General features: G+C 47.8%; 13 protein-coding genes. 7 read left to right on the top strand and 6 right to left on the bottom strand.

The genetic code is table 11. The annotated features are described in order from the left end of the window. Positions 1-22 precede the first annotated feature (22 nt). From glmS to Q0Z62_RS05875, 6 genes are all read right to left on the bottom strand, one after another. A complete protein-coding gene (gene glmS / locus Q0Z62_RS05900) occupies positions 23-1,846 on the bottom strand; it encodes a glutamine--fructose-6-phosphate transaminase (isomerizing) (protein ID WP_298052038.1) in 1,824 nt (607 codons plus the stop codon). Between the two features lie 107 nt (positions 1,847-1,953). Beyond that, entirely contained in the window at positions 1,954-3,069 is a 1,116-nt protein-coding gene (locus Q0Z62_RS05895; protein ID WP_298052036.1) for a glycosyltransferase family 4 protein, read from the bottom strand. An 8-nt stretch (positions 3,070-3,077) separates the two neighbouring features. Continuing rightward, positions 3,078-4,439, bottom strand: coding sequence for an MFS transporter (locus tag Q0Z62_RS05890; protein WP_269902226.1), 1,362 nt, complete (start codon positions 4,437-4,439; stop codon positions 3,078-3,080). Positions 4,440-4,471: 32 nt separating this feature from the next. Then, positions 4,472-5,845, bottom strand: a complete 1,374-nt coding sequence (gene glmU / locus Q0Z62_RS05885; RefSeq protein ID WP_269900833.1) for a bifunctional UDP-N-acetylglucosamine diphosphorylase/glucosamine-1-phosphate N-acetyltransferase GlmU — start codon at positions 5,843-5,845, stop codon at positions 4,472-4,474. Positions 5,846-5,862: 17 nt separating this feature from the next. Next, positions 5,863-6,624 carry a PhaM family polyhydroxyalkanoate granule multifunctional regulatory protein gene (locus Q0Z62_RS05880; RefSeq protein WP_298052034.1) on the bottom strand — a complete coding sequence of 254 codons (762 nt, stop codon included), beginning with the start codon at positions 6,622-6,624 and terminating at the stop codon, positions 5,863-5,865. Positions 6,625-6,676: 52 nt separating this feature from the next. Further along, the gene (locus Q0Z62_RS05875) at positions 6,677-7,495 is read right to left on the bottom strand and encodes an NUDIX hydrolase family protein (protein ID WP_298052046.1); all 819 of its coding nucleotides are present in this window, start codon (positions 7,493-7,495) and stop codon (positions 6,677-6,679) included. Positions 7,496-7,645: 150 nt separating this feature from the next. Between Q0Z62_RS05875 and Q0Z62_RS05870 the strand changes: the two genes are divergently transcribed. The 7 genes from Q0Z62_RS05870 to Q0Z62_RS05840 all read left to right on the top strand — a co-directional run bounded on the left by Q0Z62_RS05870 (position 7,646) and on the right by Q0Z62_RS05840 (position 12,786). After that, the gene (locus tag Q0Z62_RS05870; protein ID WP_269900835.1) at positions 7,646-8,224 is read left to right on the top strand and encodes an SCO family protein; all 579 of its coding nucleotides are present in this window, start codon (positions 7,646-7,648) and stop codon (positions 8,222-8,224) included. Positions 8,225-8,254: 30 nt separating this feature from the next. Further along, positions 8,255-9,130 carry a DMT family transporter gene (locus tag Q0Z62_RS05865; protein ID WP_298052028.1) on the top strand — a complete coding sequence of 292 codons (876 nt, stop codon included), beginning with the start codon at positions 8,255-8,257 and terminating at the stop codon, positions 9,128-9,130. 41 nt (positions 9,131-9,171) lie between these two features. Continuing rightward, on the top strand, positions 9,172-9,993 hold the full coding sequence (locus Q0Z62_RS05860; RefSeq protein WP_298052025.1) for an ABC transporter ATP-binding protein: 822 nt from the start codon (positions 9,172-9,174) through the stop codon (positions 9,991-9,993). Continuing rightward, on the top strand, positions 9,990-10,778 hold the full coding sequence (mlaE, locus tag Q0Z62_RS05855) for a lipid asymmetry maintenance ABC transporter permease subunit MlaE (protein WP_269900838.1): 789 nt from the start codon (positions 9,990-9,992) through the stop codon (positions 10,776-10,778). Before Q0Z62_RS05860 ends, mlaE begins: the two co-directional genes overlap by 4 nt. A gap of 16 nt (positions 10,779-10,794) precedes the next feature. Beyond that, positions 10,795-11,250, top strand: a complete 456-nt coding sequence (mlaD, locus tag Q0Z62_RS05850; RefSeq protein ID WP_298052021.1) for an outer membrane lipid asymmetry maintenance protein MlaD — start codon at positions 10,795-10,797, stop codon at positions 11,248-11,250. Positions 11,251-11,312: 62 nt separating this feature from the next. Next, the gene (locus tag Q0Z62_RS05845; protein ID WP_367180541.1) at positions 11,313-12,119 is read left to right on the top strand and encodes a VacJ family lipoprotein; all 807 of its coding nucleotides are present in this window, start codon (positions 11,313-11,315) and stop codon (positions 12,117-12,119) included. Positions 12,120-12,144: 25 nt separating this feature from the next. Continuing rightward, positions 12,145-12,786 carry a phospholipid-binding protein MlaC gene (locus tag Q0Z62_RS05840; protein ID WP_298052018.1) on the top strand — a complete coding sequence of 214 codons (642 nt, stop codon included), beginning with the start codon at positions 12,145-12,147 and terminating at the stop codon, positions 12,784-12,786. Positions 12,787-12,808 lie beyond the last annotated feature (22 nt).

Below are 12,808 nucleotides of genomic sequence, written 5' to 3'. Positions count from 1 at the left end.
TCCCTAGATACAATCTATTTTGTCACTCCACCGTTACACTTTTCGCCAAGTTTCTCGGTTTATCCACATCCGTTCCTCTTGCTACCGCCGTATGATAAGACAGCAACTGCAGGGTAATCGTATGCAAAATCGGCGATAGCATTCCGTAGTGTTCTGGCATCCGAATCACATGAATATTATTCTCGGGACGAATGTTGGTGTCCGCATCGGCAAACACGTATAACTCGCCGCCTCGCGCATGGACTTCTTGTATATTCGACTTTAACTTTTCTAAGAGTTCGTCTTTAGGTGCGATCGTTACCACAGGCATTGCCTCTGTGACTAAGGCTAGCGGCCCGTGCTTTAATTCACCGGCAGGATACCCCTCTGCGTGAATATAGCTAATCTCTTTTAGCTTTAACGCCCCTTCTAGGGCCACCGGATAATGCATACCACGCCCTAAAAACAGCGCGTTTTCTTTACGGGCAAAGCGATCAGCCCAATCCATCACTTGTGGCTCCAACGCCAACACGGCAGCAATCGCTTTTGGCAAATGACGCAGCTTACGCAATAACTCGCGTTCTCGATCAGAAGACAAGCGTGCTTTACTTTTTGCCAACGCCATCGCTAATAAAAATAACGCCGCTAATTGGGTCGTAAAAGCCTTGGTGGACGCCACCCCTATCTCTACCCCTGCCCGAGTAATAAAAGACAGCTCACACTCGCGCACCATGGCGCTGGTGGCGACATTACAAATCGTTAAGGTATGCGGCATACCTAATGATTTAGCGTGTTTTAGGGCAGCTAAGGTATCCGCTGTCTCACCAGACTGCGAAATCGTTACCACTAATGTACGTGGATTAGGCACGCTGTCGCGGTAACGATACTCACTTGCAATCTCTACCGCGGTTGGAATTTTTGCTAATGATTCAATCCAGTATTTAGCTGTTAATCCAGCGTAAAAGCTCGTCCCACAAGCCAGAATCAATACCTGATCTATCTCTTCAAATACCTCTGCCGCCCCCGCGCCAAATAACTCAGGCACAATCTCGTCAATGTCTTGTAGGGTGTCACTCACAGCTCGTGGCTGTTCAAAAATTTCTTTTTGCATGTAATGACGGTAAGGCCCCAAATCAGCCGCCGCCATATGCGCCTGAACCGTATGCACAATGCGATCAATATCATTGCCATCACGGTCCACGATTAAAACCGTATCGGTGGATAAATCAACTAGGTCGCCGTCCTCCAGATAGATAATCTGATCGGTAGTACCTGCTATCGCTAAGGCATCAGAAGCCAAAAAGTTTTCATTTTGGCCCACCCCAATCACCAATGGCGATCCATAACGAGCCCCTACCAAGCGGTCAGGCTCGTCGCTATTCATGACCGCCAACGCATAAGCCCCTACTAAACGACGACATGCCTGCTGCAAGGCCTCAAATAAATCCCCCTGATACAGCGAGTCCACCAAGTGCGCTACTGCCTCTGTATCCGTCTGGCTCTCAAACACATAGCCTTCCGCGCTGAGCTCCTCTCGTAATTGTTCGTAATTCTCAATAATGCCGTTATGTACCACAGCGATACGAGGAGGATTACCAGAAAAATGCGGGTGTGCATTATGTGTGGCGGGAGCACCATGCGTCGCCCAACGTGTATGTGAAATACCCAAGCGACCGCTGAGCTGTTCTAACTGGACTTGCTGGGCCAACTCAGCCACTCGCTGTGTGCTACGAGCACGCTCCAGCCCATGATCTCGAATGACGGCTAAACCGCATGAGTCATAGCCTCTATACTCTAATCGCTGTAATCCCTCTAATAACACGGGAACAATATTTCGTTGCGCTACCGCGCCCACAATGCCGCACATAGCAAGTCCTCAGTAAAAGTGTAATTATTCTATTTTGAGCAAAAATTCCAAAAAGAAAAGGGCTAAATCAGCCCTTAATCGTAACAAATGCAAAAATCGTATCTTAACTAGGTCTCAACAGCCTCTAATGGCTCAGGTTTATCACATTCACCTGCATAAAGCTGCATATAGGTTTGCACCATGGTTTCTACACTGTGATGTTCCTGTACCCATTTTAAGGACGTCAGAATCATGTCTCGTCTAAAGGGCTCATCATCTAACACCTTATCGCAACCGGCAGCCAATGCCTCAAAATCTCCTACCTCGCAGGCCACCCCTCGCCCTTCGGCAACAAGCTCTGCTAACCCACCTGCATTGGTTGTAACCACCGGAGCGGCATATAAAAAGGCATCTAATACACTGCTGCCCAAAGCCTCGTATTTAGAGCTCAGTACAAACACATGCATGAGCCTATACATATCCTCTATCCGTGTCTCAAAGCCCATAAAGCGATATATATCGGCTATGCCTAGCTCTTGCACTAAAGCCTTGGCTTCTGCACTGGCATCGCCCTCTGCACCAAAGTGCAAAAAGACAAAGTCTTGGCGTTTTTGCCATAAAGCATGAATAGCACGAATGGTGGTACAGGGATCTTTTTCTTGGCTTAACGCAGCACTGGTACCCAACACATAACGTCCACCCAAATCGTATTTTTCCGTCACGGCGATGATGTAATCCGTATCGGCAGGTACGTACTCGACGGCACTGGGAATGAGATGAGGCTGAATCCCTAAAGCAATAGGATCGGCTGCTGCGGCTTGGCTAATCGCCACAAACTCATCGGCCTGCTGCCATTTCCACCGTAATCGTTCGATGCGTTTAGTACTGCATACGTTCACAGGTGTTTGGTCGTTATTTAAAGGAAAAGCGGTTCTACGAGTAAAAACCACTTTGCCTTTAAGTAATCGTTTCAGACTAGCTAGCCAAGTGAGGGCAGATGAGGTTTGGGCATGGTACACATCATACTGATGGCAGGTGCGAACTAAATACAGGATGGCCCCTAGTGAGGAGCCTTTTTCAATCACCTCAATACCTGCCTGACGCAGACGTTGAGCCAATGCCCCTTTTTTACGGGCTAATACGGTGGGTTGCCACCCCTGCTCTTTAAGTCCAACTGCTGTTAACCACGTTTGACGCTCTCCGCCACGCCAGCCTCTCTCTAAATTGAGTAATAAAACACGCATAAAAAACCTTAAAACTGGGGATCTGAGGCAGGATTACGATGACGAGCAATGTTAATAATGAGCGAACCCACTGCACATACGGTAGCAACAAGCACGCCTAATGCGGGGCCGTTTTCATGCCCTAACGCAAAAGCCAAGGCAACCAACGCTGTACCAAAACTTTGGCCGTAGACACGAGTAGTGGCTTGCATTCCCCCCGCTGCCGCACTGCGGTTACGAGGCACACCTGCAAGTAAGGCCCGATTATTGGGGGTTTGAAACAGCCCGAATCCAAAACCACCTAACACCATAGACCCAAAAATAAATGCCATCGGGGTATGTACGTCATACAACAATAATAGCCCTGTCCCCAAGGCCATAGCGCCCGCCCCTGTCGCACACATCAAGGCAATCGATAAACGTCCTGATAACCACGCTGATATAGGGGCCATTACTCCTACCCCTAAAGACCATGTCCCTAACATCAAGCCAATTTCCGTATAGCTATAGTTCATGACGTGCTGAAAGAAAAATGGCAGTGCCACCACTGAAGCCATCTGTGCCGCAAAAGAAAAGGCAGAGGCCCCTACGGCATACGCCACAGGGGTGATGCGTAACAAGTCCACGGGCACGATAGGAGCTGTCTGCCCCAAAGATCGTTTAATTAACACCCACCCGCAAGCAAACGCAATCAGTAAGCAAGCAATGGCCCACAACGGGTTAGAGGCGATTAAGTCTAGCCCCAAAATGGATAGACCAAACACCGGTAAACTCAGCAAACACGCATACCAATCAAAGGGACGCGAGTTACGCGGCACTTTAGGTAGGTGTCGAACCCCAAACCAGGTTAAAAGACAAATAGGGATATTGATAAAAAACAACCAACGCCAAGAGGCGAAATCCAATAGGAACGCCCCAATAGAAGGCCCTAAAACCGCCGTCATTGAGACGGCCATCGCATTCAGGCTTAATCCCATGGCTAAGCGCCGCAACGGGTAAATATTACGTACTAATCCACCAAATAAACACATCAACATGGATGAGCCTAGCCCCTGGGCAATACGGGCTGTAATTAAGGTGGTGAAATCTTGTGAGAAAGCCGCCCCCAATGAGGCCACCAAAAACAGGGAAGTTCCTGCCACAAACATACGCCCTAGCCCAATTCTCTCTGCAATCGCAGACAGTGGCAGCAACGTCATGACAATCGTTAAGCTATACGCGATGGCTACCCACACCACAGATGCCGCAGGGATATTAAGCTCTTTAGCAATCGTAGGTAAAGCCACATTCGACATGCTGGCATCCAGCACGGTAATGGCAATAGCCGCTAATAAGGTCGCTGCGGCATAGTAACGACGGGGTTTAGGCAGACCATCGGGTAGGTCTGCCATCGTAGGATCTGTGTTTTTACTCACTACTTCTTCTATTTTGTTTTTTGAGGTCGTTGCCAGTCGGCTTTTTGCTCTTGTTTTTTAGGGGATAACACCAGACCATTATCATCCGTATCACGTGTTACCGTTGTACCCGCTGCAATGGTGGTGTTTTTACCGATCGTGACAGGCGCCACTAACTGGGAATCTGACCCAATAAAGGCATCATCACCGATCACTGTTTTAAACTTATTAGCGCCATCGTAATTACACGTAATCACACCAGCACCAATATTGACACGTAAACCAACCACCGCATCACCGATATAGCTTAAATGGCTCGCTTTGGCTTGTGCCGCAAAATAGCTGTTTTTCACCTCGACGAAGTTACCAATATGGCTTTGATCGCCTAGCACCGTACCGGGGCGTAAACGGGCAAAAGGGCCAATCGATACAGACTCATCCGCCTGACTTTGATCAATATGTGAAAAAGCATGCACCGTTGTGTTCGTGCCTAAGCGCGCGTTTTTAATGACGCAATTCGGGCCAATTTGTACGCCATCACCCAACACTACCTCGCCCTCAAAGACGCAGCCCACGTCAATAAATACATCGCGCCCACATGTGAGCGTGCCACGCACGTCAATACGCGCAGGATCGGCCAAGGTTACACCTGCCTCCATGAGGCGACGCGCTTGCTCGCCTTGCCATAAACGCTCTAGTTGTGCCTGTTGCAAACGACTATTAACACCAAGCGTCTCCCAGCCAAACTGGGGGTGGGCAGCACTGACGGTTACCTGATCTTGCACAGCAAAACCGATAATGTCCGTTAAGTAGAACTCCTGTTGTGCATTGTCATTGTCTAGTCGAGCTAGCCAATCTTTAAGCTGCGCAGTAGGCGCTGCAATAATACCTGTATTGACTTCATTAATTTGATGCTCATCGGCGCTGGCGTCTTTGTGCTCAACAATACGTTGAATAGCACCCTCTGCATTACGCACAATACGACCATAGCCCGTAGGGTCTGGAAGAAACTCGGTCAATACCGACATCCCTTGTGCACGAGCATCAATCAAGTTCTGCATGGTTTGGCTTTGTACCAACGGCACATCGCCATACAAGATCAATGTGGTATCTGTAGGATTCTCGCCGCCTAACAACTGGGGCACGGCCTGTTGTACAGCATGCCCAGTTCCTAATTGAGGCTGCTGCAATACAAACTGCAACTGCGTATCGGCTGCAAAAGACTGTTGTACCGCGTCTGCCCCATGCCCAGCCACCACCACGATGGAGTCCGGCTGCAGCTGACGCGCACTATCAATCACATGCGCCAACATGCTTTTGCCCGCAATGCGGTGTAAGACTTTAGGTAAGTCGGACTGCATACGAGTCCCTTTCCCTGCGGCAAGAATCACTACATTTAACATATAAGTACCATTTTTTATTAACTAGGAGACGTTGTTTTTTTAGCCGCTTTTTTCGCTGCTGTGGTTGCTTTTTTTGCAACTGTTTTTGTCGGTGTCGCGGCTTTTTTGGCTGCCGTCTTTTTAGTCGCTGTCGCACTCGGTGACTTTGATGCTTTTTTACCGAATGTCGTATCTGCTGACGGGTTGGCGACGTTTGTAGATATGTTTTCTGCTACTGATTGCGCCTGCTGCATAGACTGAGCCGTGGCTTGAGCTAAGGTTTCAAACTGCTGTTGCATTAGCCCCCACCATGCCTGCCCCGCCTGCACTAAGCTTTCGCTGGCCTGATCGGTTTCTGGGGTTGTTTGAGTCGTTGTGCCTTCGTTTTGTTCCGTATTGGCATTCGATTTAGGGCTTTCTGAGCTTGTTTGGTTCGCAGCCTGCTGTCCCATGCTTTGCATGGTCGCCTGAGTCATGGCCTCGGCCAGACCCGGCATTGCAGCCAAACCACCCTGAGCAAAACTTTGTAAGGTCGATAAGGTACTACGCTGAATTTCTAGGCCTTGAATTGTGCTGCTTAGCATAGACAAATTCAATCGTAACCAGTTTTCTACGGCGCGTAACTCTTTAATCCGCTTATCTAAATCTTCGGCCGAAGGAATGCCAGCAGAAGGCGTCGATAGCCCCATCGGGTTTTGCGCCATTCCCTCCCACATTTGGCGCATCATATTCATACTGGTAAATAATGGATTGTCTTGATTGAAACCCATCCCTGCCATATCAAAAGGATTTTTTTGCATTAGGTATGCCTCCTAAACGAGTCTGATGGCCAACATAGCCTTTGTATTTACATTATGCCTGCTTTAAACGTAGGCGCACACTATCAATCAGCACCAACTCGGCCTCTATAGTAAAAGCGCCATTTTGGGCCATTTCCCACCAATCAGAAATAGAAAGCAATCGCATTTCACTGACCTCACCATCTTGATTTTCGGGTAAGACACCTTCGTCCAACACACAGTCATTCACCAAGACATTTTCAACCTGATACCCCTCTGGTAATTGCCTATGCATACGCAATAACAAGCGCATTGGCCCTCGTTGACGTAATTGATCGGGATATAGCCCCGCCTCTTCTTGGCTTTCACGTAATAAGGACGTGTCTAGTGACTCATACGCCACCGCCAAACCGCCTACTAAGGTATCCCACATATTTGGATCGGTCGGTTTGTTTGCGGCCCGTTTAGCCACCCATAATCGACCATCATGGCTCCAGGCATTAAGATGAACGGCCTGTGTCAGCAACCCTAAAGGGCGCACCGCACCACGTTCAATGGCGGCCACATTGACGCCTTCGGCCACTACGTCTAATAGTTCATTACGCCAAGCTTTCACTAAACCGGCCTCATCAAGGCGCTGAGCAATATGAGCTAATAAATCATTAACACGGTCATTCGGCGTTTCGTTCCAAGCAATGTGCACGGCCTCTGCTGTGACCTGCACAGCAGAAATTTGACGTAAACAGTCCACCGCTGCCGCAGTAGCCCAGCCACAAACCCGCCCATAAATAGTTAAAGGACGGCTACCGGTAGGTGGCAAATCCTGTGTGCGCTGCACTAATTGTTGGTAGCGCTGATCTAAATCGGCCAAAGATGGCAGTAAAGGTGTCATAGTCATAATTAGATTGTAGTGTATTAAGCGTTTGCGCCGTCAACGCGTGCTAGCATCCAAGCTCACACTTCTTTTTTATTTTGACGTCTTATTGCTATGGTGAATCTGTTGCGTTTTTATCGTCTACCCAATGTATGTCTTGGGTTGCTTATGTTAATCGGTAGCGTCATTTTTACAGGTTGTGGTCCGCAATCAACCCAAAAATCTGCATTTAAGGGCCATGATATCAGTGGATCAGGACTTGGTCAGAATTTAGCCATGCAAGATCGTAACGGGCAGTTACGCACTCTGGCTGACTACCAAGGCAAAATCGTGGTTGTGTTCTTTGGGTTTACCCAATGCCCCGACATCTGCCCTACTGCCCTTAGTCAATTAGCCCAAGCCGTAGATAGCCTTGACGAAACAGCCCAAAAAAACGTGCAAGTCCTTATGATTAGTGTAGATCCAGCCCGTGATACGCCGACGGTGCTTCATGACTATGTACAGCTTTTTCATCCTGAGTTTGAAGGGCTAACAGGTACAGCGGAGCAACTACATAAAACGGCTCAGTCATTCAAAGCGTTTTATGCCAAAGTACCTAGTCTACAAACAGATCAATACTCCATGGATCACTCGGCCTCTTTCTATGTATTAGATCAACAAGGTAAGGCACGTAGCCTGCTAGACGGTGATGCATCCCCTTCGGACATTGCGCATGATATTCGCCTACTTTTAGAAAAAAAATCGTAGAATTGATTTTTCCTTTTTACCGCCGTCATCATGAACGCACACGATCTGCGTAACCTGTTCCTATTAGCTGCCATTTGGGGTGGCTCCTTTTTATTCATGAGCGTCGCCGTCTCGGACTTTGGGGCTTGGCCGCTGATGTTAATTCGGGTCGGCGTCGCGGCGTTGGCTCTGTGGGCGGTGATTTGGTGGCAAAAAAAATGGGATTCTCTATGCCAGTTTTGGCGTCCTATCGCCTTTGTAGGTGTGGTCAATGCTGCCATCCCCTTTACACTCTATGCCTATGCCGCCCACTATTTGCCTACAGGCACGATGGCGGTAATTAATGCTATGACTCCTTTATTTGGGGCCTTAATTGCCCGTATTTGGCTCCACGAACACCTTAGCCTGTCCCGGTTTATTGGTTTAATTATTGGTTTTTCTGGCATTATATTTTTAGTTTATGAAAAACTATTTTTTGCAGATCATCACCAAAGCTTAGCCGTATTGGCCTCTATTATTGCGACCTGTAGTTATGGGGTTGCCGCCAGTTTCAGTACCAAATATTTAAAAGGTGCTGACTCTATCGCCGTTACAACGGGCAGTCTCACATCTGCTACGCTATGTATCTTACCTTTTGCTTTGTGGTATTGGCCCACAACCCCTATTAGCGCCACCTCTTGGGGCGCAGCGCTCGCCTTAGCCTTACTTTGCACCTCTGTTGCGTATGTCATTTTCTATCGCCTAATCGCCACAATCGGCGGGGCAAAAAGTGTGACGGTAACCTTTCTAGTCCCCCCTTTTGGAATTATCTGGGGAGTGTTACTGTTAGGAGAAACATTCGGTCTAAATGAACTACTCAGTACAGCATTCGTCTTATTAGGTACGTTATTAGCCACGGGTTTTCTACAATCCAGACTTTCCAAATAACACTGAACCGCTACAATACGTTTTTTACTTGAATTCTATTTATGACATCCACAGCCGCCTCTCCACCTATATTGCAATTCACCGACGTCTCTTTGGGTTATGGTGATTTCACTGTACTCAAAGACATCACCCTTAACGTGGCTCGTGGTCAGGTTGTGGCATTAATGGGAGGCTCTGGCTCAGGTAAAACAACACTATTGCGTGCTGCTACAGGGCAGATACTTGCTCAAAAAGGCACTATTACTGCTTTTGGTCAGGATATCTCTGCACTCTCAGCCAAACAACTGCAAGCCATGCGTCAACGTATGGGCGTACTATTTCAACAAGGAGCCCTTTTCACTGACTTAAATGTCTTTGAAAACGTGGCATTTCCACTACGCGAGCACACCAAAATGTCAGAAATTGAAATGACAAAGGTAGTGCTTGATAAATTAGATGCGGTGGGGTTACGTGCTGCCGCGCATCTGCGCATCTCCGAAATTTCTGGTGGGATGGCGCGCCGTGTCGCCCTAGCTCGTAGTATCGTTCTTGAGCCCGAACTAATCCTTTATGATGAGCCTTTTGCAGGGCTAGACCCAATTTCTTTAGGTATTACGGCACAACTTATTCGTGATTTAACTAACCGTTTAAATTGTGCGTCGATTATCATTACGCATGATGTACCAGAATCATTTAAAATCGCAGATCATGTTTATATTGTTGGTCAAGGAAAACTGATTACAGATGGTTCCCCTGACCAGCTTTCAGACTCCACTGATCCCTACGTGCAGCAGTTTTTGCACGGTAAGCCAGACGGCCCTATAGCTTTTAACTACCCAGTAACCCCTGCGTTTGAGCAGTGGTTACAACAGCGAAAATCATGAATTTCATTACTACGCCCATCTCTGCCATAGGTAGGTATTTGCGCCAAAGTATTCTGGCCTTAGGGGCGTTTACGCGCTTACTTTTCGCCCTTATCGCCCGTTCAGGTGTGATTTTTACTCGCCCTCGCCTCGTATTCCAGCAAATTCACTTTATTGGTAATTACTCATTATTGATTATTGGTATTTCTGGGTTATTTGTAGGCTTTGTGTTGGGCTTACAAGGGTATTACACACTGACCCGTTATGGCTCCGAAGAGGCGCTTGGTTTACTTGTCGCTCTTTCTCTGACCCGAGAATTAGGCCCTGTGGTCACCGCCCTTTTATTTGCAGGCCGCGCAGGCACGTCATTGACTGCTGAAATTGGTCTCATGAAAGCCGGTGAGCAAATTGCCGCCATGGAGGTCATGGCCGTAGATCCACTACGCCGCATTCTGGTTCCTCGTTTATGGGGCGGTATTATTGCCATGCCCATCTTAGCTGCTATTTTTTCTATGGTCGGCGTGATTGGTGGCTGGGTAGTAGGGGTTCTCATGATCGGCATCGACCCAGGTGCTTTTTGGTCGCAGATGCAAGATGGGGTAGATGTATTTAATGATGTGTTAAACGGGGTCATCAAAAGCATTGCCTTCGGCCTAGTAGTGACCTTAATCGCTCTCTACACCGGCTGGACAGCTAAAGCAACTCCCGAGGGCGTGTCACGCGCTACCACACGAACCGTTATTAGCGGCTCTCTAGCCGTGTTGGGGCTGGACTTCTTGCTTACTGCCCTTATGTTCAGCAATTAATTTTGGAATAGTTATCATGTCGAATAACAAAAGCGATTTTTGGGTAGGGCTGTTTGTATTACTGGGCATCGTTGCTCTGGTATTTTTAGCCTTACGCGCAGGTAATCTTAGTACCTTTTCTTTTGCACCCACCTATCGCGTGCACGCTGCCTTTGATAATTTAGGGGGGCTAAAAGTCCGCGCCCCCATCAAAAGCAGTGGCGTAGTCGTAGGTCGCGTCGTAGAAATTGGGTTTGATAACACTGAGTTCCGAGCTACCGCTGTCTTTGAAATCGAAGAAAAATATCAATTTCCAGAAGACAGCTCCGTTTCTATTTTGACTTCTGGTCTGCTCGGTGAGCAATACATTGGTATTACCCCGGGCGGCAGCGATGATAACCTCAAAAACGATAGTCGCATTGAATACACACAAAGCGCCGTTGTCCTTGAGGAACTCATCAGCAAATTCCTATACAGTAAAGCGGGCGAATAACGTTTAGTTACAAAAATCGCTGTTATTGCGTATTTAGTTAAATTTTTTTGAGTTTGATCTTTATGTCCATGCCCTCTGTATCTACGACTTCGCGTGCGCAACGCCTTGGTCGTCTTAGTACTGCAGCTGCAGCAGTTGCCTTTATTTCTGGTTGTGCCTCTGTGTCTCAACCAAATCCTAACGACCCGTGGGAAAGCTACAACCGCACCATGGATAAGATCAACTACAACGTCGATCAGGCTCTAATCCGCCCTATTGCTAGCGCTTATAAAACACTTACGCCCAAACCTGCGCGCACCTGTATTGGCAATATGTTCAATAACGTGGGCGATGTTTGGTCTGCAGCCAACAGCTTTCTTCAAGGCCGCCCGCACGACTTCTTTAACTCATTAGGTCGTGTTCTATTCAACACCACCATGGGGATTGGCGGCTGTTTTGATGTTGCATCTAAAAACGGTTCGAAACGCATTCCCAACGATTTTGGTACTACGCTAGGCGTATGGGGCATTGGCTCTGGGCCATATGTGGTGTTACCTCTGCTTGGCCCTAGCACGGTTCGTGACTCTGCGGCATTGGCAGGGGGGGTAGCCGTTGGATTTAGCCAAACCTCTCCGGTTACCTCTATTAAAAATGTACCGGTACGTAACTCTATACTCGGTTTGTACTTTGTGGATGTACGTACAGGCTTACTTGATACCGAAGAGTTAATTAATGATATTGCTCTAGACCGCTACAGTTTTATACGCGATGGCTATTTGCAACGCCGTCAATCACAAGTCAATAGCAAACTCCGTGACCCTCTGGATGACAGCTACGGTGCTGATTTACCAGATTACGAAGACTTTGATGACGAAGACCCAGCCAAATAATTAAAATCGCACATAAGGAATATTTATGTCATTAGCAAAACGCTATGTTTCTATCCTAACGGCTCTAGTGGCCTTATTTATGTTGGGTCTGCCTGTGCAAGCTCAACAGGTAGACCGCAAACAGCCGCCTGCTGAGTTTATTCAAAACGTCGCAAATCAGACGCTAGAGGTAGTCAAAAAAGACACTGCGGCTCAAGCTGGCGACCGTTCAGCCGTCGAACGCTTAGTCGATCAGTACGTACTACCCTATGTTAATTTTGAAAAAACTACCCGTTTGTCCACAGGCCGTCACTGGCGCCAAGCCTCTGCCTCACAGCGTACCGAATTAGTGGATGCATTTAAAAACACCCTAATCCGTACCTATAGTGGTGCATTAGCTAACGTAGACAAACTCTCTGCCATTACGGTTGGCCCATTCCGTGGCGATCCAGCGGCAGCCGATGTTGTCGTTCGCTCCACCATTACTCAAAGCAATGGTCCTGCTGTGGGTGTTGACTACCGCATGGAAAACACGCCTGAAGGCTGGCAAATCTATGACATCAACGTCGAAGGCATTTGGCTTATTCAAAACTATCGCAACCAATTTTCACAAGTAATCACTGAAAAAGGCATTGATGGTTTGATCAAAACCCTCAACACTCAATCCATGCCAGCGCAAAACCCTTAATAATCAAGCGTTACCCTTAAGC

Source organism: uncultured Paenalcaligenes sp. (genome assembly GCF_947630565.1).
Taxonomy (GTDB): Bacteria; Pseudomonadota; Gammaproteobacteria; order Burkholderiales; family Burkholderiaceae_B; genus Paenalcaligenes; species Paenalcaligenes faecalis.
This window is presented reverse-complemented; position numbering and strand designations above follow the sequence as displayed.

Bases quoted from the DNA above. Each gene is read 5' to 3' on its own strand.
- glmS (WP_298052038.1), bottom strand. From the start codon at position 1,846: ATGTGCGGCATTGTGGGCGCGGTAGCGCAACGAAATATTGTTCCCGTG.
- Q0Z62_RS05895 (WP_298052036.1), bottom strand. From the start codon at position 3,069: ATGCGTGTTTTATTACTCAATTTAGAGAGAGGCTGGCGTGGCGGAGAG.
- Q0Z62_RS05890 (WP_269902226.1), bottom strand. From the start codon at position 4,439: ATGGCAGACCTACCCGATGGTCTGCCTAAACCCCGTCGTTACTATGCC.
- glmU (WP_269900833.1), bottom strand. From the start codon at position 5,845: ATGTTAAATGTAGTGATTCTTGCCGCAGGGAAAGGGACTCGTATGCAG.
- Q0Z62_RS05880 (WP_298052034.1), bottom strand. From the start codon at position 6,624: ATGCAAAAAAATCCTTTTGATATGGCAGGGATGGGTTTCAATCAAGAC.
- Q0Z62_RS05875 (WP_298052046.1), bottom strand. From the start codon at position 7,495: ATGACACCTTTACTGCCATCTTTGGCCGATTTAGATCAGCGCTACCAA.
- Q0Z62_RS05870 (WP_269900835.1), top strand. From the start codon at position 7,646: ATGTTAATCGGTAGCGTCATTTTTACAGGTTGTGGTCCGCAATCAACC.
- Q0Z62_RS05865 (WP_298052028.1), top strand. From the start codon at position 8,255: ATGAACGCACACGATCTGCGTAACCTGTTCCTATTAGCTGCCATTTGG.
- Q0Z62_RS05860 (WP_298052025.1), top strand. From the start codon at position 9,172: ATGACATCCACAGCCGCCTCTCCACCTATATTGCAATTCACCGACGTC.
- mlaE (WP_269900838.1), top strand. From the start codon at position 9,990: ATGAATTTCATTACTACGCCCATCTCTGCCATAGGTAGGTATTTGCGC.
- mlaD (WP_298052021.1), top strand. From the start codon at position 10,795: ATGTCGAATAACAAAAGCGATTTTTGGGTAGGGCTGTTTGTATTACTG.
- Q0Z62_RS05845 (WP_367180541.1), top strand. From the start codon at position 11,313: ATGTCCATGCCCTCTGTATCTACGACTTCGCGTGCGCAACGCCTTGGT.
- Q0Z62_RS05840 (WP_298052018.1), top strand. From the start codon at position 12,145: ATGTCATTAGCAAAACGCTATGTTTCTATCCTAACGGCTCTAGTGGCC.